We start from the raw sequence: 20,795 nt of genomic DNA on the forward strand, positions 1-20,795 counted from the left end.
CTGCGCGATGATGGTCGCGGCGGTATGCTCAGAGTGAGATGGCGCAGACACCGTATCCCCGAAGTGATCGTGAACTGATTGGCAGGATTGAGCGCTCTCCGGGACATCGCGCTGGATATAAGCAGTTGGTGCGCGAGTTTGGGCTGGGCGGTGGCCGCGAACGGCGTCTGCTGCTGGAGCAGCTTGCGCGCATCACCGCTCGCGGAGAGCTGGTCAAGATCGACACGGAGCAGTGGAGCCTGCCTGCCGCTGCGCCCGAGAAGACGGCGCGTGCTTCGCGAAATGTCGAGCAGCCCGTGGAACACCGTGCCACACGCGACCGGCTGGTGGCGGGAAAGATCGATCTGCACCGCGATGGTTATGGCTTCGTCCGTCCCAACCAAAGCACCAACCGCGAAGACGATCTCTTCATTCCTCCGAATGAATTGAACGGAGCGATGCAGGGCGACGAGGTGCTGGTGGACGAAGCGCCGCCGGGCCGCGATGGGCGCCGGTCGGGCCGTGTAGCGCGTGTGCTGACGCGACGAAATCCTACGGTGGTCGGCCTCTTTCACTACGCGCGGTCGCGGGGGCGAGCGAATGCCTGGGAGAATGCGCCTGTAGTCAACGGAAATTACGTTACGCCACTCGACGAGCGGATGACGCAGGCCATTCTTATACCCGAGGGCGCTGAGATTGCCATCACGCCGACGCAGACGCCGCATCGCGTGTTGGGCGAAGAGGCCCAGGCGCAGCGGGCTCACTGGTCGGAGGAACTGGATCCACACTGGCCGCTGGAAGGGCTTGCGGTCGATATTGAGATTACGGATTTTCCTGCGCCGGGACGTCCTGCGCGCGGGCGTGTGCTCGAAGTTTTAGGGCCGCCGGATGCGTTCGGCGTTGATGTCGAGATCATTATTCGCAAGCATCATCTGCCGTATACCTTTCCTGCCAATGTGCTGGCAGAGGCTACGGCATCGGCTGCGCAGACGGTCGAGACGCTGGGTGCGGACGAGGTGGAACGGCGCAGAGATTTTCGGGGGCTGCCGATCGTCACCATCGATGGCGAGACGGCGCGAGACTTCGACGATGCCGTGCTGGTAGAGCCGCTGGCCAATGGCAACTGGCAGCTTCAGGTGCACATCGCCGATGTGAGCCACTATGTTCGTCCGGGTACGGCGCTCGATCTTGAAGCGCGGCTGCGTGGGACGTCAGTTTATTTTCCTGATCGCGCAATTCCTATGCTGCCGAATCAGCTTTCGAGCGGAATGTGCAGCTTGCGGCCGGATGAGGATCGCCTGGTGCTGAGCTGCTTGATGGAGATCGACGCGCGTGGCGAGGTGCTCGGTTACGAATTGTTTGAGGGCATCATTCGCAGTGCACGGCGCATGACGTACACGCAGATTCAAGCGGTGCTCGACGGAGATGTGGCGACGCGCGCTGAGTTTGCCGCGCTCGTGCCGGACTTCGAGCGCATGTACGAGCTGGCGTTGAAGCTGAATGCGAAGCGCCATCGTCGTGGTTCAATCGACTTCGACCTGCCGGAGCCGGTGGTGCAGTTCGATCCCGAAGGCAATATGGAAGCCATCGTGCGCTCGCAGCGCGGCTGGTCGCATCGCTTGATTGAAGAGTTCATGCTCTCGGCCAACGAGTGCGTCGCGCACTGGATTGAGGCGCAGGGAGTGCCGGGCATCTATCGCATTCACGAGATGCCCGATCCCAAGCGCATCGTCGATTTCGAAGAGACAGCGAGCCAGTTCGGCTACTCGCTCGGCTTCAGCAGCCTGCCGGTGAAGCGCGTGCAGATGAAGGCCGACCGACGCTCGGTGCGCGGGACAAATCGCACGGCGAAGACGCATGAGGTCGCCGAGTCGATCCCGGTGACGCCGCAGATGTATCAGCGGCTGACGGCGAAGATCACGGGCAAGCCGGAGGAGCGGATTCTGGCCTACCTGATGCTGCGCTCGCTGAAGCAGGCGCGCTACAGCGAGCAGAATGTGGGCCACTTCGCTCTGGCCTCGCCCAGTTATACGCACTTCACGTCGCCCATTCGCCGCTACCCGGACCTTATCGTCCATCGGCTCCTGCGCGATCTGCTGCAGGGGGGAGCGAACCCGCATGGCGAGGCTATTCTGAGCTCCGACCCGCAGCCGTGGCGCGAGATGAGCGATGCAAAGCGGGACGCTCGACATACTTCCTCGCAGGCTCGGCTTGGCGATGCGATTGAGGCTATTCCAGAGGCAGAGATCGCTGCCATCGCGACCGAGTCGAGCCAGGCAGAACGCCGCGCCGACGATGCCGAGCGAGAGCTGATCGAGTGGAAGAAGATACGCTTCATGGAGGACCGCGTTGGGGAAGACTTCAACGCCATCATTCTCTCCTGTACGAAGTATGGTTTCTTCGTCGAGCTCGACGACCTGTTTATTGAGGGGTTGGTGCCGATTGCGAGCTTGCAGGACGACCGCTATTTCTTTCGCGACACCGACCGGCAGATCGTAGGCACACGCAACGGCCACGTCTTCAAGATGGGCCAGCGCGTCCACGTTCTGCTCGACAGGATTGACCGTCAGCAGAAGCGGTTGCAGTTTGCGCTGTTGCCATCGGAAGAAGAGAGTCAGATTCTTCGCGGATCGCTTCGTAAGACAAAAGGGAAGGCGGCTTCGAAGAAGGAGAGTGTTCAGCCCAGTCCAAATCGTACCGGCAAACGTAAGACCAAGGACCGCGCCCGCGATAAGAAGTCTAAAGGCAAGCGCAAAAAGTCTTAGGGAGGTTTTCCTCCAGATGTAGTCTTGGCGATTTGAGCAAAACGCAGATTCCCTTCGGGAATGACAAATAAAAGGAAGCCACCCCTGAGAGGAAATAGCGATAGCGTGCTTATTCGCTGATTTTCTCCCTATAAAAGACCGTGAAAAGCGCAAAAACACCGCTGTTAGCCGATGCGAAAGAAATCCGCGTAAAATAAAGACTTCCAAGGAGATTTAACGCAAATGGCGCACATGGTTTTCTGCACCAAATACAAGGCTGAAATGGAAGGCCTCGACGAACCACCCTTCGATTCGGACTTCGGCCAGAAGATCTACAAAAACGTCTCCAAAAAGGCCTGGGGCGAGTGGGTAGAGCGTCAGAAGATGCTGTTGAATGAGTATCGTTTGCAGCCCTGGACGCGTGAGGCGCAGGAGTTCCTGGTGGAGCAGATGAACGAATTCTTCTTCGGCGAAGGCGGCTCTTTGCCCAAGGAATACGTCGCTCCCACGAAGTAGCGGATGGCGCGAAGATCGCGCCGTTCGTGTACACTTAGGTCTGCAATATACCCCGCCGTCGCCCGCCTGGGCAGACGTGCAACCAATAGTCGGGACGTGGCTCAGCCTGGTAGAGCGCACCCTTGGGGTGGGTGAGGTCGCAAGTTCGAATCTTGTCGTCCCGACCATTTATTTCAATAACTTAGCGATTGATTTCAGGAATCTGGGAACAACTCAAGGGACACAAAGGGACAGTAGCATTCTTTCCTCCCGAGCTTTCTTCAGCCCTTTCATTGCCTGCTTTTATGGCACATGGAACTGCGCCACAGGCTGATATAGACCGCGCCTTCAGCGCGGGTGACAGGGAACGCCCTTCTGGTGGTGACCTGAGGTGCTGCTTCTTTTACAGGGCGGCGTCGCTCTAATACCTGTAGGGCGAATCCATTGGCTGCTGATGGTCCCCGTAAAGAGGACATACCCCAGGGGCCGAAGCCCCGTTTTTTTGTGACTTTGAGAGACCCAAGGCTGAAGCCTTGGGGTACCCAGAAGCAAATACGGATTCGTCAGACACTCCCTAATATCTGTAGGAGGATGGGATGCCCGCAGGCTGGCTATAATGGAAGGATATCCCACTCGTGTGACAACGTTGAAGCGCATATGAACTCAATGGGTTAGGTACCCCACTTACGGCGATGCGCGCTATTGCCAGCATCGCCACAGGCAAAACCGTTAGGAAGAGATGACGACAGCCCACCAGCATCCCCTGCGAAAGATCCTCGATAGCCGAATTGCCATCATCGATGGAGCGATGGGCACGACGATCCGCACCTATGGCATGACAGAAGTCGACATCCGTGGGGAGCGGTTCAAGGACTCGACGAAGGACTTGCTGAACAACGGTGACCTCTTTTCCCTGACCCAGCCAGACATGATCTGCGACATCCATCGCCGGTTTCTGGAGGCTGGGGCGGACATTATTGAAACGAATACTTTTGGTGCGACCAGCATTACCCAGAGCGAGTTTTTTGTCGACGATCCGCGGGAGCATGGCGGCCGGAAGAACCCAGAGTTCTACCAGAAGATTATCGAGGACGCCTCGCTCAGGGATCTGGCTTACGAGATTAATGAGAAGTCGGCGCGGCAGTGCCGCGAATGGGCCGATCGCGTCGGGAATGCGACAGGGCGTCAGCGGTTTGTTGCGGGTGCAATCGGTCCGATGACTGTATCGCTTTCGAACTCGCCCGATGCCGATGATGCGGGGTTCCGGGTGGTCACTTTCGATCAGGTGAAGACAGCCTATATCGAACAGGTACGCGCGCTCATCGCCGGTGGCTCGGACCTGCTTCTGGTCGAGACCATCTTCGACTCGCTGAATGCCAAGGCGGCACTTGTGGCCATCCGCGAGGTGTTTGATCAGGATGGCAAGGAACTGCCGGTGATGATCTCGGCAGCGGTAGGGCGCGGCGGTGAGACGCTGATCTCCGCTCAGACTACGGAGGCGTTCTGGAATGCGGTGAAGCATGTAAAGCCGCTGTCGGTGGGGCTCAATTGCTCGCTCGGCCCCGATCTGATGTATCCCTTTTTGAGCGAACTGTCGGAAAAGGCAGACGTAGCAATCTCGGCTTATCCGAATGCCGGTTTGCCTAATCCTCTCTCGGAGACCGGTTTCGACCTGGGTCCGGAAGATATGGCCCGTTATTTGGGTGACTTCGCACGAGGAGGGTTGATCAACATTGCCGGTGGCTGTTGCGGTAACACGCCCGAGCATATTGCGGCGATTGCCAAGGCACTTGAAGGCCAGGCTCCGCGGGAATTGCGAGCGACCCGGTGACCATGGATAGGAACCAGAATTTGAGCGGAACTGATACTGTGGTCGCGGCGGAGACCAAGCCGTTGCGGCTATCGGGATCGCAGCCCTTTACCCAGCAGCCCGGCGTCTACATCATGATCGGCGAGCGGACCAATGTGGCCGGTTCGCCGAAGTTCGCCAAGCTAGTGAAGCAGGGCAAGTACGAGGAAGCAGTCAGCATTGCCCGGCAGCAGGTTGAGAATGGCGCGAACGTCATCGACATCTGCATGGACGAGGGCATGATCGACGGCGTTGCCGCAATGACGCGTTTTCTGCAGTTGCTGGCGAGCGAGCCCGAGGTCGCCAAGGCGCCCTTTATGGTGGACTCCTCGAAGTGGGAGGTCATCGAGGCGGGGCTCAAGTGCCTGCAGGGCAAAGGCATTGTGAATTCGATCTCGTTGAAGGAAGGCGAAGAGAAGTTTCGCCAGAATGCCGCGACGGTGCTGAAGTATGGCGCGGCGGTGGTGGTGATGGCCTTCGATGAGAATGGCCAGGCCGCAACCTTCGAGGAGAAGATCCGCATCTGCGAGCGCGCCTACAGGATCCTTGTTGACGACGTTGGATTTCCACCTGAAGACATTATCTTTGACCCGAATATCCTCACCGTGGCCACCGGGATGGAGGAGCACAACAACTACGCCGTCGACTTCATTAATGCGACGCGCTGGATCAAGGCGAACTTGCCGCACGCGAAGGTCAGCGGCGGCGTCTCGAACATCTCGTTCAGCTTCAGAGGTAACAACAAAGTCCGCGAAGCCATGCACGCTGCGTTTCTTTATCACGCCATCGCGGCGGGCATGGACATGGGCATTGTGAATGCCGGGATGCTCGAGGTGTATGAGGAGATTGAGCCCGAGCTAAAGGTGTTGGTCGAGGATGTGCTGCTCAATCGCCGCCCCGATGCGACCGAACGACTGGTGGAGCACGGCGAAACGCTGAAGCATGTTGGCACGGTCGTAAGCGAGAAGAAGGCTGAAGAGTGGCGTAATGGCACCGTCGAGGAGCGGCTCTCTCACGCACTGGTCAAAGGAATAGACGCGTATATCGAACTTGACGCCGAGGAGGCTCGCGTCAAGCTGGGCCGGCCTCTGTTGGTGATCGAAGGACCGTTGATGGACGGCATGGGCGTCGTGGGCGATCTCTTCGGAGCCGGCAAGATGTTCCTGCCCCAGGTGGTGAAATCTGCCCGAGTCATGAAGAAGGCTGTGGCGCATCTGACGCCTTTCATGGAGGAAGAGAAGGCTGCACTGGCTGCGGCTGGCCAGGAGGTCAAGGCGCAGGGAAAGATTCTGCTCGCGACGGTCAAAGGTGACGTTCATGATATCGGCAAGAACATCGTCGGCGTTGTGCTCGCGTGCAATAACTACGAGGTGATCGACATGGGGGTGATGGTCACCTGTGAAAAGATCCTCGAACGCGCCAGGGCCGAGAAGGTGGACGTGATTGGACTCAGCGGCTTGATCACACCGTCTCTCGACGAGATGGTGCATGTGGCCCGCGAGATGGAGCGTCAGGGTTTCAAGTTGCCGTTGCTGATCGGCGGGGCGACTACGACCCGCACTCATACCGCCGTCAAAATTGCGCCGCACTATAGTGAACCGGTGGTCCATGTGTTGGATGCCAGCCGCGCAGTCCCTGTGACGACCAGCCTTCTGAGCGTGGAAGGCAAGGCAGACTTTGTGGCGCAGCATCGTGCCGAGTACGAGGCGCTCCGCAAAGCGCACTCCGCGCCGCGCCAGCAAGTTGTTCCTCTTCAAACTGCTCGCGCAAGACGGACGCCCATCGAGTGGCGAGCTGGGGATGTACCCACGCCCGCGTTTACGGGAGTGCGCGTGTTGGACAATTTTCCTCTGGCAGAGCTGCGTGCGTTCATCGACTGGACCCCGATCTTTCACGCCTGGGGGCTGAAGGGCGTTTACCCCCGCATTCTTGAACATGAGACCCAGGGCGAGCAGGCGCGTCAGATCTTCACCGATGCCAATGCTCTTCTGGACGTCATCATTGAGAAGAACCTGATTACCGCGCGTGGCGTCTACGGATTCTTTCCAGCCAATGCTGTGGGGGACGATATCGAGTTGTACACCGATGCGACACGCACCGAGGTGCTGGACCGGTTCCACTTTCTGCGTCAGCAGGCAAACAGGGAAGGGAGCGAGCCATGCCGCTCGCTCGCTGATTTCATTGCGCCGAAAGAGACCGGGTTGCAGGATTACATGGGCGGTTTCGCGGTGACCAGCGGCATCGGCCTGAAGGAACTATGCGACAAGTATCGTGCTGAGAACGATGACTACAACGCGATTATGGCGGAGGCGATCGGCGATCGGCTGGCTGAAGCTTTTGCCGAGTGCCTGCACAAACGGGTGCGGGATGAATGGGGTTATGGCTGCGAGGAAGGTCTGAGCAACGTAGACATTATCGCGGAGAAGTACCGCGGAATCAGGCCGGCTCCAGGTTATCCGGCTTGTCCGGACCATACGGAAAAAGGCACGATCTGGCGGTTGCTGGATGTGCAGGCGAACACGGGAATGTTGATTACGGAGTCATTTGCAATGTGGCCTGGCTCAAGCGTGAGCGGGCTCTATTTCGCCCACCCTCAGTCGCGCTACTTCAGCCTTGGCAAGATCGATCGCGATCAGGTCGAGGACTATCACGAGCGCAAGGGGATGAGCGTGGCAGAGGTTGAACGATGGCTTGGGCAAAACCTGAACTACGACCCTGCGGAATAGCGCTCGGACCTTTGGGGGCTTGATCAACGGCCTCGACGAGAAAAATTTCGAGCGGCCTCTATTTTGCTTCAGAGGCATGGATGAAGTGGCATCTCCCGATAGTGTGCAATTCGGATAAGCGGTATAGTCAATACTCATGAATCAGACCTCATCCCTTCCACAGAACTCGACCGCGACAAGGAAGAGCTTTCCTTCCTCAGCGGGGGAGATGTTTCAGGATTACTTCGTTGGTGACCGCGAGGACAGCTATAAAAAGCGCGACCTGATCGATGCGCGGGCGCGAAGAATATTCGAGAACACGGCGCTGGCCTGTTCCATGGACGCCTATCCGTTTCAGGCCCCTTTGAGCACGCGGTCCGGGCCTGTGGTGGAGATGGATGGCCACCGAATGCTGATGCTGTCTTCCTACGATTACCTGGGATTGATTGGGAACCCGAGAGTGGATGAGGCCGCGATTGCGGCGATACGGAAGTATGGGACTGGCACGGGTGGCGCGCGCCTGTTGACCGGCACATTGGATCTCCACCGGGAGCTGGAAGAGGCGGTAGCGAGGTTCAAGGGGACGGAGGCGGCGATCACCTTTACCTCCGGGTATGCAGCAAATCTGGCCGTGATCAGTGCTTTGTTCGGGCCTGCCGACCGTGTGATCCTCGATGCCCTGTCGCATCGGAGCCTGATGGATGCATGTCGGCTAGCGGGGGTTCCGGTCCAGACATTTGCGCACAATGACCCGGCTTCTCTGCGAGAACAGTTACAGAAGGAGACCGGAGCCAATCGCACGCTGATCGTCTCCGATGGAGTGTTTTCAATGGATGGCGACATCGGCTGTCTTCCGGACCTGATCGCGCTGAAAAAAGAGTTTGGCTGCTTTCTTCTGATGGATGAGTCTCATGCCAGCGGTGTGCTGGGCAAGCACGGGCGCGGGACAGATGAGCACTTCGGTGTGCTTACGGACGATGTCGATATCTGGACCGGATCGCTGGCGAAGGCGATTCCGGCGAGCGGCGGATTTGTGGCGGTCTCGAAACGGCTGGCGATCTTCCTGCAACATGCGTCGGCCCCGTTTATCTTTTCGGGAGCGATGTCGGCTCCGGTAGCGGCCGCTGCCTGCGAGGCGCTGAAGCTTTTGCAAGACGAGCCAGAGCGGGTCGCGTGTTTACAGGCGAATGCGGTGTTCCTTCGTGAAGGCCTTCAGGGCCTTGGATACGATACGGGGCTATCGGAGACGGCGGTGATTCCGGTAATGCTGCACGATGATGCAAAGACGGCCTTGTTTGCCCGGAAGCTACGCGATTATGGGATTCTGGTCTCTCCGGTGATGTTTCCTGCGGTCGCGCAGGGGACAGCCCGCCTGAGGCTCTGTGTGACGGCCGCTCATACTCGGGAGCATCTCCACTTTGCGCTCGATGTCTTCGAGAAGATGCGGAGCATATAAGTGCCTGTCCTGGTGACGGGCGCGAGTGGTTTTCTGGGCGGACGGCTGGCGGAGGTGCTGATCAACGAAGGGGAGCAGGTTACTGTATTGGCCCGCTCAACCTCCGATCTCAGCCACCTTTCCGAATTTCTGCCTAATCGTCTGCGCGTAGTTCGAGGAGACTTAACGGACCGGGAATCGCTGCTGGACGCGGTGCGAGACGCGACCCATATCTTTCACTGTGCGGCGGCATCGACGGACTGGGCTTCGATGGAGGTCTACCTCGAGAGTAATGTTCGGGGTACGGAGATGCTTTTAGCAGCGGCATTGAAGGCGCGGCAGCTCCAGCGATTCGTTCATGTCAGCACCACGGACGTCTATGGGTACCCTGCGATTCCGTGCGCCGAGACCGGCGAGGTTCGAGATGTAGGTCTGCCCTATAACCGGACGAAGATTCAGGCCGAGCAGGCAGTGTGGCGAGCTTCGCGCGAGGGGCTACCGGTGACGGTAGTTCGGCCAGCGACGATCTATGGGCCCAGAGGGAAGGCGTTTGTCACCGATATCGCGGACTTATTGCGGAGCAGGCAGATGGCGCATATCGGTGGGGGACGAGCGACCGGAGGCTTCCTCTATGTCGATAATGCTGTAGCTGCGATGCTCGCGGCAGCCCGGAGCGTGGACGCTGAAGGGCAGGCGTACAACCTTGCGGATGGCACGGGAGCGACCTGGAATCAATATGTTACGGCATTGGCGGGAGGATTGGGGTACAGGCCGCCGTGGATTGATCTGCCCTATGGGCTGGCGATGAAGATTGCAGGTGCGATGGAAGCTCCGTATCGCTGGGTAAAGATGCTGCCAGGGCGTCCGATGCTGACGCGTCATGCGGTTCTTCTACTGGCGAGAGATCAGGAGTTTCCCAGTGGTAAAGCGCGAGCAGAATTTGGCTTTGTCTCGCGAGTTTCCTTCGAAGAGGGGATTGCCCGCTCCGTGGCTTGGGTGAAGGGCCTGAGACGTGTCTAGGGGAGAGATTTGAAGGCGAGGACAGCGTTCAGCCCGCCGAAGGCGAAAGAATTTGAAAGGCATGCCTCCACAGCAACCCTTCGGGCCTGGTTGGGGATGATATCCAGATCGCAGGCGGGGTCTGCGGTAAGGAAGTTGGCGGTGGGAGGGAGAACGCCATCCCTGAGGCTGAGGATGCTGGCTACGGCCTCAAGGGCACCAGCAGCGCCGAGAGCGTGGCCGTGCATGGATTTGGTGGAGCTAACGGCGAGCTTGTCGGCATGAGTTCCGAAGGTATCGCGGAGGGACGCGGTCTCGATGCGGTCGTTGGCCTCCGTGCCCGTGCCATGGGCGTTGATGTAGCCGATCTGCTCAGGAGCGAGTCCGGCGTCGCGAAGGGCCATGCGCATCGCGCGGGAGGGACCCTTGGCAATCGGCTGGGTAATGTGACCAGCATCGGCTGACATGCCAAAGCCCACAATCTCGGCCAGCGGGCGTGCACCACGGGCAAGGGCCACCTCCAGTGGTTCGAGCACCAGCATGGCGGCTCCTTCGCCCAAGATCAGGCCGCTGCGCTCGGCGGAGAAGGGGCGGCAGGTGTCCTTGCTGACGACGCGCATGGCTTCCCATGCCTTGAGGCCGCCGAGGAAGAAGGGTGCCTCACTGCCGCCCGCGATTGCGAGAGGGGCAACGCCGGAGCGGACCAGCCAGAAGGCATGGCCGATGGCGTGGGCGGAGGAGGCGCAGGCGGTAGAAAGATTGTAGGCAGGCCCCTCGATGCCGAACTGCATCGAGATGTGGCTGGTACCGGCGTTGCTCATGCCAAGCGGGATGGTATAGGGGTGGACGCGGCTCTTGCCATTGTGGAAGAGCTCCCAGTAGCCTGCCTCTTCCGCGCCTCGGCCGCCCAGGCAGGAGCCGGTGACGATAGCCGCAGTCTCGCGCAGATCAGGGGTCCATTCAATGCCGGCCTCTGCAATGGCTTCGCGGGCAGCCAGGACAGCGAACTGAGCGAAGCGGTCCATGACATCGATATCTTTTGCCGCGAAGTGCTCTTCGGGGATGTAGTTCTGGACCTGGGCGCCGTTCTTGAAGCGGATCTGCGAGATATCGACGCCGACCATCTCGCGAATGCCGGAGGTGCCCGAGATCAGGGACTGCCAGAAGCTGGAGGTGTTATTGCCGAGAGCGCTGATGACGCCGGTTCCAGTGACGACGACGCGATGCATGGTCACTCGCTGGGCGAAGAAGGCGCCTTCGCCTGGAGAAGCTGGGTGATGCCGTCGACCATCTCGTGAATGTTCTGGATGTGCTTGGCGTCCTCATCGTTGATCTCGATGTCGAACTCGCTTTCGAGGCCGAAAAGGATGTTAAGGCGGTCGAGGGAGTCGATCCCAAGCGACTCAAAGCTGCTATCGGGAAGCACATTTTCGAGCGGAATGCGCTTGGTGGTCGCGATGACCTTGAGAACCCGATCCTGGATGGTATTGTCTGTCACTTTCAGCGATGATCCTTGCCACCAAATTAAGTGGGGTGAACTGGCTTTGCAGAGCCAATTCTACCCTGACTTTGAGAAGGTTGATACCGCGGAGGCAGGCCAAAGCGGGCAGGGAAGCAACGGAGAGAAGCAGGTTACCGATTTATCAGTCCGAGTTGGGCTTGTAGGGAGATCTTGGATTAGCTGAGACGATCTCGGATAGATGATGGCGGAAGAGGAGGGATTCGAACCCCCGATACCCTTTCAGGTACGCCAGTTTTCAAGACTGGAGCCATCAACCACTCGGCCACTCTTCCTTTTTGAAGTTTAGTACGTGACAGGCTGCCAGCGCAAAAGAGGTACAAACTGAATGGCGGCAACGACTCCCCGTTCCACACCTATGACCATCAACTCATGCTTATCTCAAGGTTCATCTTAAGGATGACGCGAGCCTCGGCAGAACGGCGAAGGCAGCCGATTTCAGCAGGCTCATGAGGGAAACATGTATCTTATTGCCAGATAGATCAGGTGCGCACAAAGCATGAATTGTAGAAGTGCATCGTCTCGAAAGAAACCATGAATTCTTGGACCAAGGGTAAGGTGGGAGCATCTCGGTGAGAACCAATGCAGTCAATTTGTGGTGGTTCTGTATATTTGTCCTCCTCGCCATCGCGGCTCCAGCAAATTCGTTGTCGCAAACACCCCACCCCAAAAATCCGGGATTGCCCTCTGCGGAGCCGCCTCTGGTGCCGGGGAATTTTGTCGATACCACGAGTGCGAGTGGGATCAAGTTTACGGGGGTGGCTTCGCACACTTCTAAAAAATATTTGATTGAGACAATGGGCTCGGGCGTCGCTGTCTTTGACTATGACAATGATGGTTTGCTGGATATCTTCTTCGCGAATGGCGCTCCCTTGTCCGATCCGACGCCGCTGGGAACCATCCCTCAAAAGAAGAGCGAGAAAGACTGGAACCGGCTCTATCACCAGAAAAAAGACGGCACTTTTGAGGACGTCACCGAGCACGCAGGGCTGCAAGGCGTGGGCTACGATATGGGCGTTGCGGTGGGCGACTATGACAACGACGGCTACGAAGACCTATATGTAACCGGGTATGGGGGCAATCACCTGTACCACAACAACGGCAACGGAACGTTTACCGATGTAACGGAAAAATCCGGTACGGGTGGAAGCGGATGGTCGACAAGCGCGGCATGGGTCGATCTGGATAACGACGGTCTGCTCGATCTGGTCGTACTCCGCTACATGAAATGGGACTTCAACGATATTTGGTGCGGAGAGCACCGCGATGGATACCGCGCTTACTGCCATCCCGACACGTTTCCAGCGATTCCGCCTCTGGTCTACCACAACGATGGCAACGGGCACTTCACCGAAGTTGCGCAGAAGATTGGCATGGGTGCGCCGGGCAAAGGACTCGGCATCGCCATCGCCGACTTCAATAAGGACGGCAAGATCGATGTTGCTGTCGCGAACGATTCCATGCTGGAGTTCCTCTACCAGAACAAGGGCGACGGCACTTTTGAAGAGACGGGGTTGACGTCCGAGACTGCGGTTGATGGGGATGGCCGTACCTATGCTGGAATGGGGATCGATTTTCAGGATTACAACAACGATGGCCTGCCCGATCTTGTCGTCACCGATCTTGCGAACCAGAAGTACGCGCTCTATCGCAACAATGGCGACAGCAGCTTTACCTATGACAGCTACGTCTCCGGTATCGCTGGAATCACCCTGCTGCACTCCGGCTGGGGCATCCACTTTCTTGATTACGACAACGATGGCTGGAAGGACCTGCTGATTGCGCAGGGGCACGATCTGGATACAGTGCAATTGGTTTATCCGCAGTTGCATTACAAAGAGCCTATGTTGCTCGCACGAAATACCGGCCAAAAATTTGTCGATGTCTCCAGCGAATCAGGCAGCGTCTTTCAGCAGCCGTGGGTCGGGCGAGGCATGGCCGTCGGCGATCTGGACAACGATGGCCTCGTCGATGCAGTGGTAACAACCAATGGCGACACCGCGCACATCCTTCACAACGAAACCGCGACCCATAATCACTGGCTTTCCATCTATCTGGTGGGACACCGCAGCAACCGCGACGGCATCGGCGCGGAGATTAAGGTGACTACATCAAAGGGCGCGGAATATGTGACGGTAACGACTGCAGGGAGCTATCTTTCGTCCAACGACAAGCGCGCTCATTTTGGGCTTGGTGCCGATGCCGTGGCAAAAGAGGTCGAGATTCATTGGCCCAGCGGCATCGTTCAAAAATTGGAGAATGTGCAAGGCGACAGGACCCTGAAGGTCGACGAGCCGGACAAGCCCATAACAGCCGCAGCCGACAAATCAGAGAAATAGAAGGCGCCCTGCATCAAGTCGCCGATGCAGGCTCTGGATGAATCGAGTAGATCACCGGGTTCAATGGCGACGCCACAATATCGCCCAATTGGACTCCAGGACACCATCGCTCGGTATCTGCAATCTGGTTCTTGTTCTTCGGCGTCACCAGACGTATGGCTTCATCCATATAGATGATCGTCATGACCTCACGGGGACGATCGGTTGTATTCGCGCCGGCACGATGAAAAGTCCAGCCTGCGTGGAAGCTCACCTCTCCGAGATCGAAGGCGCTCTCCTCCAGGTGGAAGGAGCTGAGCGCCTGCTTGAGCGTCATTTCGCTCTCATCGCTGATCTCCAGGTCGCGTCCAATCTGGAAGCGATGGCTCTTCTCGCAAAATGCGAGCGGCCCCATCTCACGCGGAGTCGCCTGCAGCGGAACCCACACGGTCACCATCTTGTCGCTCGATACCGGCCAGTAGTATTGATCGGCGTGCCATGGCGTGATGCCGCCGCCCGCCTCCTTGTAAAGCGCCTGGTCATGGTAGATGCGCACGCCCGTCGCTCCCATCAACTCCGCTGCGATGCGAGCGAGCCGCTTCCCAAAGACGAACTCCTTCACTTCATCCGATTTCGTCCACAGATTCATGATCTGCAAAAATGCTTTGCCGTAGGTCGTGCGTTGCTCCATGGGAGCGGCATCGGCTGACAACTCCGCGACGCGCTCGCTCATGGCCCTGCGATAGTGCTGAAGCAGCGCAGGAGAGAGTACGTGCTTCAGCTTGATGTAGCCATTCTCGGCATAAAACAAGATCTGTTCAGGAGCAAGTGCGAAGGGAGCATCGAGTTCGTCAAGCAAATCCGCTTTATCGATTGCCGCTGCCATAGGTTCTGTCCTCCATCGTGATGGAAAAGTTCAAGCTATTTGGCAGGTGTGCCTCGACCTGTAAGTTGGCGAATCAGGTCGACCTCATGCTGCCGGTAAGGAGTGTCATCCTGGCGAAAGACCTCGTGGAACCAGACGGTGGGCTCTATCAACACATAAGGCCGCTTCCACGAGTCCCACGGCAGATAGGTCTGCGTCTTGCCTGCGACCAGTCCCCAGTTGATCGCTGCGACGTTGTACTTCTTCGCGATCGGCAGAGAACCGTCAAAGGTACTGCCTGCGCCGCGCGCCATATATTCGGTGCACAGAATCGGCCGATGTCGCGGCTCCAATTCCTTGATGCGTGCCTCGAAATCTTCGGGCCAGCCGTAGTTGTGGAATGAGATCACGTCAGACTCGGCAAGCTGAATCTTCGTCGTGGCGCTCTCCTGCGCTGGATCGGACCAGTTGCCTGTCCACACGCCGCTCGTCAACGGCTGCGAGGGATTTTCTGCACGGGCCCAGGCAAATGCCTTGGGCAACAGCTCATCGACGCGTTTTACCTTCGCTGGAACATCGGCCTCGACATCTCCACCCTGATTGTCCGGCTCGTTCCACACGTCCCAGCCGAGGATGCGATCGTCGTTGGCGAAGGCCCCCACCACGCCTTGAACATATGCCTTCAGCTTCGGCTCATACGAGCGGTCGAGCAACTCATGCTTGCCCGGGCTTTGCACCCACCCCGAGTTGTGGATTCCCGGAATGGGCGGATGCTGCGGGCCCAGGTGAGGATCGGTCTCCCAGCACGAGTCGAACAAGACCAGCAGCGGACGGATGTGGTGCTTCGCGGCGATGCTCAAAAAAGTATCGAGCCGCTTCTTGAAGCCTTCGGGGTCCTGCTGCCAGAGCTGGTCCTGCAGGAACACGCGCATCGTGTTCATCCCAATCGATTCGCCGAGTCCCAGCTCCTTATCGCTCAGTGCAGGATTGAAGGTGGCTGCCTGAAACATCTCGAGCTCGTTGATGGCATCGGAGGGGATAAAATTCGCGCCCACAAGCCACGGCTGTTTTGTATACCAGTCGTTCGCCTGTTTTTCCGTCCAACGTGGGCGTCCCTGACCCATCACAGTGACTGTCTCCAACATGGCGAGAGCGAGAACGAGGGCAAACTTGAGCTTCATCGTTAAACCTTTCAAATGCAAGTGAAATGGGATTGAGAATCCCGGCTTCCATGATATAGGAAATCAATGAAATCGGTTACATATTGCATTTGTCTATACTTAGCGATAGCCGCCCTCGGTGGAGGAATAAACAGAAGCATGACAGACACTTTTTCGCCTAACGAAGCATCAGAGGGCCACCAGCAAGCTGGCCTCTTTACCCGTCGCCAAATACTACATGGTTCAGGCCTGTTGTGCGCTACCGCATTCACCTCTTCGCCTCTCTTCGCTGCGTTACCCAGCACTACTTATGACCAGCGGCCCGCGGCTTCGAAGCGGAAATTTGTCAGTCAGGCCATCGAAGCGGCCATTGTCCGCACAAAGAAGCAGATCGCCGATCCGCAGTTGGCAGCGATCTTCGAGAACTGTTTTCCCAATACTCTCGACACGACCGTTTTTCCTTCCACTATCGATGGAAAGCCAGACACCTTTGTCGTCACTGGCGATATCGATGCCATGTGGCTGCGCGATTCTTCGGCGCAGGTGATGCCCTACCTGCCCTTCGCAAAAGAAGATCCAGCGCTCTCGCGCTTGCTCGAAGGTGTTATCCGCCGTCAGGCAAGACTTATCCTCATTGATCCATACGCAAATGCTTTTGTGCCCACACCCTCCAGTCCGCCGCTCTCCTGGTCGCTTCACGACGACACCGATATGCATCCCGGCGTCGGCGAGCGTAAATGGGAGATCGACTCCCTCTGTTATCCCATTCAGCTTGCGCACGCCTACTGGAAAGCCACAGGAAACACTGCGCCCTTCGACGAAACCTGGAAGCAGTCGGCACACGCCATCGTCCGCACCTTCCGCGAGCAGCAGCGCAAGACGAACCACGGCCCCTATCACTTCCAGCGTCCAGCGGCGTCGCCCACCGATACCCTCATGCTCTCCGGCTACGGAAACCCCGTTCGTCCCAATGGTCTCATCAGCTCCATGTTCCGCCCGTCCGACGATGCCTGCATCTATCCTTTCTTCATCCCTGCCAATCTCTTCGCGGTGGCATCGTTGAAAAAGCTGGCAGAGCTCGCCACGGGAGCGGCATCCGATCAAAAGCTCGCATCGGATTGCAACGCTCTCGCTGTCGAAGTAGCAGACGCGGTCGCTCGTCACGGCATTGTCGAACATCCGACACACGGCAAAATTTATGCCTACGAGATCGATGGCTATGGCAACCACGTCTGCATGGACGATGCCAATGCTCCCGGGCTCCTTAGCCTTCCTTTTCTCGGCGCCTGCTCTATCTCCGATCCGCTTTATCAGCGCACCCGCGGCTTCGCCCTCAGCAAAGACAACCCTTATTTCTTCCAGGGCAGAGCGGCCGAAGGTATCGGAGGCCCGCACATCGGCCTCGGCTACGTTTGGCCAATGTCCCTTCTCATCCGCGCCTTCACCTCAAACAATGACGCGGAGATCCGGCAGTGCGTCTACACTTTGCGCAACACTACCGGCGGCACTTATTTCATGCATGAGTCCTTTCAACAGGACAATCCAAAGGACTTCACCCGCGCCTGGTTCGCGTGGGCCAATACGCTCTTTGGCGAACTCATCCTAAAGCTCGCTACCACCAATCCCTCGCTTCTCCGCGAAGATTTCAGCGTTAGAGCATAGACATCAATTTCAACGCACATAAGTTTTCGGAATGACCTGAGACTGCCAGATCATCAAGTGCACGCTCGTCATAAAATAGCCGTACTGTTTTGGAGAGCAACGCGTTCATGTCCACACTGTCCCCTTTTGTCCTTCTTCCCAGCTCGCACGCACGCACCCGTGATCAATTTCCCGGGGCCTCCGAACTCGAGAAACAGCTTCGCGCCAGAATCCGTGGAGAAGTCCGCTTTGATGCTGCTTCGAAAGCTGCGTACTCCACCGATTCTTCGAACTATCGTCACATCCCCATCGGTCTCGTTATCCCGCATGACGAGCTCGATGTCATCAATACGGTAGCCATCTGCCGCGGCTTCAACGCGCCCATCCTCTCTCGCGGCGCCGGGACTTCGCTCGCGGGGCAGTGCTGCAATGCCGCCGTCGTCCTCGACTTCTCGAAGTACATGAACAAGATGGACCCCGTCGATCCCGTTGCGCGCACCGTTCACGTCCAGCCTGGCATTGTTCTCGACCGTGTCCGCGAAGCGGCAGAGAAGTTCGAGCTTACCTTTGCTCCCGATCCTGCCACGCACAGCCGTTGTACCCTCGGCGGCATGATCGGCAACAACTCCTGCGGCGTTCATGCTCTCATGGGCGGTAAGACTGTCGACAACATCGAGTCCCTCGACCTTCTCCTCTACGACGGAACCCGCCTTACGGTAGGCCCCACCACCGAAACCCAGCTTGAGCATTACATCGCTGCTGGGGGCCGCATCGGCGGCATCTATGCCGAGCTAAAGCGCCTCCGAGATTCTTACGCCGCTCTTGTCCGGAAAGAATTTCCCCGCATTCCCCGTCGCGTCTCTGGCTTCAACCTCGACGAGCTTCTTCAGGAAAATGGCTTCAACGTCGCCCGCGCACTGGTTGGCAGTGAAGGCACCTGCGCCATCATCCTTGGAGCCACGCTGCGCCTCGTGAAGAGTCCGCAGTATCGCACCCTCGTCGGCGTCGGCTTCGAAGATATCTTCATCGCGGCCGATCACGTTCCTCAGCTCCTCACCCACAAACCCATCGGTCTCGAAGGCATGGATGGCCATCTCCTCGATGCGCTTCGTAAAAAACACAAGCTCGAAGAGGATCTCTCTCTGCTCCCCGAAGGCCGCGGCTTCCTCCTCGTCGAATTCGGCGCCGACAGCCAGCCCGACGCTGACCAGCACGCCAAAGACTTCGCCGCCACATTAAAAAGTCTCCCTGCCAAACCCACCTGCCGTATCTACAACGACCACGAAGCTCACCGCGTCTGGGTCATTCGCGAGTCCGGCCTTGGAGCCACCGCCGTCGTCCCGAACCAACCCATGCGCTGGGAGGGCTGGGAAGACGCTGCCGTTGATCCTGCACAGGAAGGCTCTTATCTTCGCGCCATCGATGCCCTGATGCGCGAGTTCAACTACACCAGCCCCATGTACGGCCACTTCGGCCAGGGCTGTGTCCACATGCGCTTCAACTTCGACTTCGAGAGCGAAGCCGGTGTGCTCGCTTTTCGGCAATTCATCGACCGCGCTGCCGATCTCGTTGTCGCTCACGGCGGCTCGCTCTCGGGCGAACACGGCGACGGCCAGGCTCGTGCTGCGCTGCTTCCGAAGATGTACGGCCCCGAACTCATGCAGGCGTTTCGCGAGTTCAAGCAACTTTGGGATCCAGACAACCGACTCAACCCCAGCAATCTTATCGATCCGCACCAGCCTCACGAAGACCTTCGCCTCGGCGCAGACTATAAGCCCTGGCAGCCCAAAACTCATTTTGCCTACGCCGAAAACGATGGCTCGTTTGCCGCTGCAGCTCTGCGCTGCGTCGGAGTGGGTGCTTGCCGTAAACAGGATGCAGGAACCATGTGTCCCAGCTTCATGGCGACTGGCGAAGAACTCTATTCCACCCGCGGCCGCGCTCATCTCCTGTGGGAGCTGATGCAGAAAGAAGTCCTTCCCGGCGAATGGAAGAACGATCAGGTAAGGGAATCGCTCGACCTCTGCCTCTCGTGCAAGGCCTGCAAGAGCGAGTGCCCCACCAGCGTGGACATGGCCACCTACAAGGCAGAGTTCCTCTCTCATCACTATGAACATGCCTCGCGCCCACTCTTCCACTACGCCTTCGGACGCATCGACCGCTGGGCTCGTTTTGCCTCTATCGCTCCCGGCATTGTTAATGCGATCAACAACGCGCCGCTGATCCGCAACGTTATCAAATCCATCCTCCACATTCACGGCAAACGAACGATGCCGCGCTTTGCCAAGCCCTTCATGCGCGAACGGAAAAAGTCCCAGCCTGAAACCGGTAGAGATGTTTTTCTCTGGGCTGATACCTTCAATAACTACTTCCATCCGTCCACCATGCGATCGGCCTATGCTGTTTTAGCCGACGCAGGCTTTCGGGTAGGCTTGCCGAATCAGCACCTTTGTTGCGGCCGTCCGCTCTACGACTTCGGAATGTTGGACACGGCGAAGGAATATCTCCTGAAGATTCTTGATGCTCTCGCTCCGCAACTGGCAGCCGGAACTCCCATCGTTGTTCTCGAGCCGAGCTGTGCCTCGGTCTTCCGCGACGAGCTGACCAACCTTCTGCCCAATGATCCTCGCGCCGCAAAACTCCGCGATCAGACTCTTCTGCTCAGCGAGTTCCTGGTAAAGCATGCGCCTGACTACCGCCCTCCGCAGATCGATCAGAAGATTGTCGTTCATGGCCACTGCCATCATCATGCAACCCAGAGCATGAAGGACGAGATGCAGATTCTGCGTGCCACCGGAGCCGATGTTCAGCTTCTGGACTCAGGCTGCTGCGGCATGGCTGGTCCTTTCGGATTTGAAGCGGACAAGTACGAGGTCTCGCAAACACTTGGGGAACGAGTTCTGCTCCCCGCTGTTCGCAGCAACAAAGAAGCCATCATCGTCAGCGATGGGTTTAGCTGCCAGGAGCAGATCACGCAAAACACCTCTGCCAAACCCATGCATCTGGCCGAGGTTCTGGCACAAGGCCGCCAGCGGTAACTCCTATCCTCGAAATCCCTAAACAGTCGCTTACCTGAATGTGGTATG

Annotated in this window: 13 protein-coding genes and 2 tRNA genes; 10 read left to right on the forward strand and 5 right to left on the reverse strand. The window is 58.0% G+C overall.

Translation table 11 applies throughout. From position 1 onward, the window contains the following. Positions 1-38: 38 nt before the first annotated feature. From GSQ81_RS17070 to GSQ81_RS17100, 7 genes are all read left to right on the forward strand, one after another. Complete coding sequence (locus tag GSQ81_RS17070; protein ID WP_158911838.1) at positions 39-2,744, forward strand: ribonuclease R family protein; 2,706 nt, start codon at positions 39-41, stop codon at positions 2,742-2,744. Between the two features lie 222 nt (positions 2,745-2,966). Continuing rightward, positions 2,967-3,239, forward strand: a complete 273-nt coding sequence (locus tag GSQ81_RS17075) for an oxidative damage protection protein (RefSeq protein ID WP_158911839.1) — start codon at positions 2,967-2,969, stop codon at positions 3,237-3,239. 90 nt (positions 3,240-3,329) lie between these two features. After that, positions 3,330-3,406 (forward strand) — tRNA-Pro (locus GSQ81_RS17080). Between the two features lie 551 nt (positions 3,407-3,957). Beyond that, the gene (locus GSQ81_RS17085; protein ID WP_158911840.1) at positions 3,958-5,049 is read left to right on the forward strand and encodes a homocysteine S-methyltransferase family protein; all 1,092 of its coding nucleotides are present in this window, start codon (positions 3,958-3,960) and stop codon (positions 5,047-5,049) included. 20 nt (positions 5,050-5,069) lie between these two features. Next, positions 5,070-7,793 (forward strand): methionine synthase, encoded by a 2,724-nt coding sequence (gene metH / locus GSQ81_RS17090; RefSeq protein ID WP_254060263.1) that lies wholly within the window; start codon positions 5,070-5,072, stop codon positions 7,791-7,793. Between the two features lie 136 nt (positions 7,794-7,929). Further along, positions 7,930-9,228 (forward strand): aminotransferase class I/II-fold pyridoxal phosphate-dependent enzyme, encoded by a 1,299-nt coding sequence (locus GSQ81_RS17095; RefSeq protein ID WP_158911842.1) that lies wholly within the window; start codon positions 7,930-7,932, stop codon positions 9,226-9,228. After that, entirely contained in the window at positions 9,229-10,227 is a 999-nt protein-coding gene (locus GSQ81_RS17100; protein ID WP_158911843.1) for an NAD(P)-dependent oxidoreductase, read from the forward strand. On the opposite strand, the gene GSQ81_RS17105 is transcribed toward GSQ81_RS17100, so the two are convergent. The 3 genes from GSQ81_RS17105 to GSQ81_RS17115 all read right to left on the reverse strand — a co-directional run bounded on the left by GSQ81_RS17105 (position 10,224) and on the right by GSQ81_RS17115 (position 12,000). After that, positions 10,224-11,435: a beta-ketoacyl synthase gene (locus GSQ81_RS17105; protein ID WP_158911844.1), complete on the reverse strand. Its 1,212-nt coding sequence runs from the start codon at positions 11,433-11,435 to the stop codon at positions 10,224-10,226. The two genes, GSQ81_RS17100 and GSQ81_RS17105, sit on opposite strands and share 4 nt — an antisense overlap. 2 nt (positions 11,436-11,437) lie before the next feature. After that, positions 11,438-11,704: a phosphopantetheine-binding protein gene (locus GSQ81_RS17110; RefSeq protein ID WP_158911845.1), complete on the reverse strand. Its 267-nt coding sequence runs from the start codon at positions 11,702-11,704 to the stop codon at positions 11,438-11,440. Between the two features lie 206 nt (positions 11,705-11,910). Continuing rightward, positions 11,911-12,000 (reverse strand) — tRNA-Ser (locus tag GSQ81_RS17115). Positions 12,001-12,297: 297 nt separating this feature from the next. On the opposite strand from GSQ81_RS17115, the gene GSQ81_RS17120 reads away from it, so the two are divergent. Next, a complete protein-coding gene (locus tag GSQ81_RS17120; RefSeq protein ID WP_254060264.1) occupies positions 12,298-14,064 on the forward strand; it encodes a CRTAC1 family protein in 1,767 nt (588 codons plus the stop codon). A gap of 13 nt (positions 14,065-14,077) precedes the next feature. On the opposite strand, the gene GSQ81_RS17125 is transcribed toward GSQ81_RS17120, so the two are convergent. Both GSQ81_RS17125 and GSQ81_RS17130 read right to left on the reverse strand, forming a co-directional pair. Beyond that, a complete protein-coding gene (locus GSQ81_RS17125; protein ID WP_158911846.1) occupies positions 14,078-14,929 on the reverse strand; it encodes a phytanoyl-CoA dioxygenase family protein in 852 nt (283 codons plus the stop codon). Between the two features lie 35 nt (positions 14,930-14,964). Beyond that, entirely contained in the window at positions 14,965-16,089 is a 1,125-nt protein-coding gene (locus tag GSQ81_RS17130) for a cellulase family glycosylhydrolase (protein ID WP_158911847.1), read from the reverse strand. 138 nt (positions 16,090-16,227) lie between these two features. Here GSQ81_RS17130 and GSQ81_RS17135 point away from each other — a divergent pair, with 138 nt between their 5' ends. Both GSQ81_RS17135 and GSQ81_RS17140 read left to right on the forward strand, forming a co-directional pair. Continuing rightward, entirely contained in the window at positions 16,228-17,730 is a 1,503-nt protein-coding gene (locus GSQ81_RS17135) for a glycoside hydrolase family 125 protein (RefSeq protein WP_158911848.1), read from the forward strand. Positions 17,731-17,837: 107 nt separating this feature from the next. Then, positions 17,838-20,747 (forward strand): FAD-binding and (Fe-S)-binding domain-containing protein, encoded by a 2,910-nt coding sequence (locus tag GSQ81_RS17140; RefSeq protein WP_158911849.1) that lies wholly within the window; start codon positions 17,838-17,840, stop codon positions 20,745-20,747. Positions 20,748-20,795: the final 48 nt, after the last annotated feature.

The sequence above is a fragment of the Granulicella sp. L56 genome, assembly GCF_009765835.1.
Classification (GTDB): Bacteria; Acidobacteriota; Terriglobia; order Terriglobales; family Acidobacteriaceae; genus Edaphobacter.

Bases quoted from the DNA above. Each gene is read 5' to 3' on its own strand.
- GSQ81_RS17070 (WP_158911838.1), top strand. From the start codon at position 39: ATGGCGCAGACACCGTATCCCCGAAGTGATCGTGAACTGATTGGCAGG.
- GSQ81_RS17075 (WP_158911839.1), top strand. From the start codon at position 2,967: ATGGCGCACATGGTTTTCTGCACCAAATACAAGGCTGAAATGGAAGGC.
- GSQ81_RS17085 (WP_158911840.1), top strand. From the start codon at position 3,958: ATGACGACAGCCCACCAGCATCCCCTGCGAAAGATCCTCGATAGCCGA.
- GSQ81_RS17095 (WP_158911842.1), top strand. From the start codon at position 7,930: ATGAATCAGACCTCATCCCTTCCACAGAACTCGACCGCGACAAGGAAG.
- GSQ81_RS17105 (WP_158911844.1), bottom strand. From the start codon at position 11,435: ATGCATCGCGTCGTCGTCACTGGAACCGGCGTCATCAGCGCTCTCGGC.
- GSQ81_RS17125 (WP_158911846.1), bottom strand. From the start codon at position 14,929: ATGGCAGCGGCAATCGATAAAGCGGATTTGCTTGACGAACTCGATGCT.
- GSQ81_RS17130 (WP_158911847.1), bottom strand. From the start codon at position 16,089: ATGAAGCTCAAGTTTGCCCTCGTTCTCGCTCTCGCCATGTTGGAGACA.
- GSQ81_RS17135 (WP_158911848.1), top strand. From the start codon at position 16,228: ATGACAGACACTTTTTCGCCTAACGAAGCATCAGAGGGCCACCAGCAA.
- GSQ81_RS17140 (WP_158911849.1), top strand. From the start codon at position 17,838: ATGTCCACACTGTCCCCTTTTGTCCTTCTTCCCAGCTCGCACGCACGC.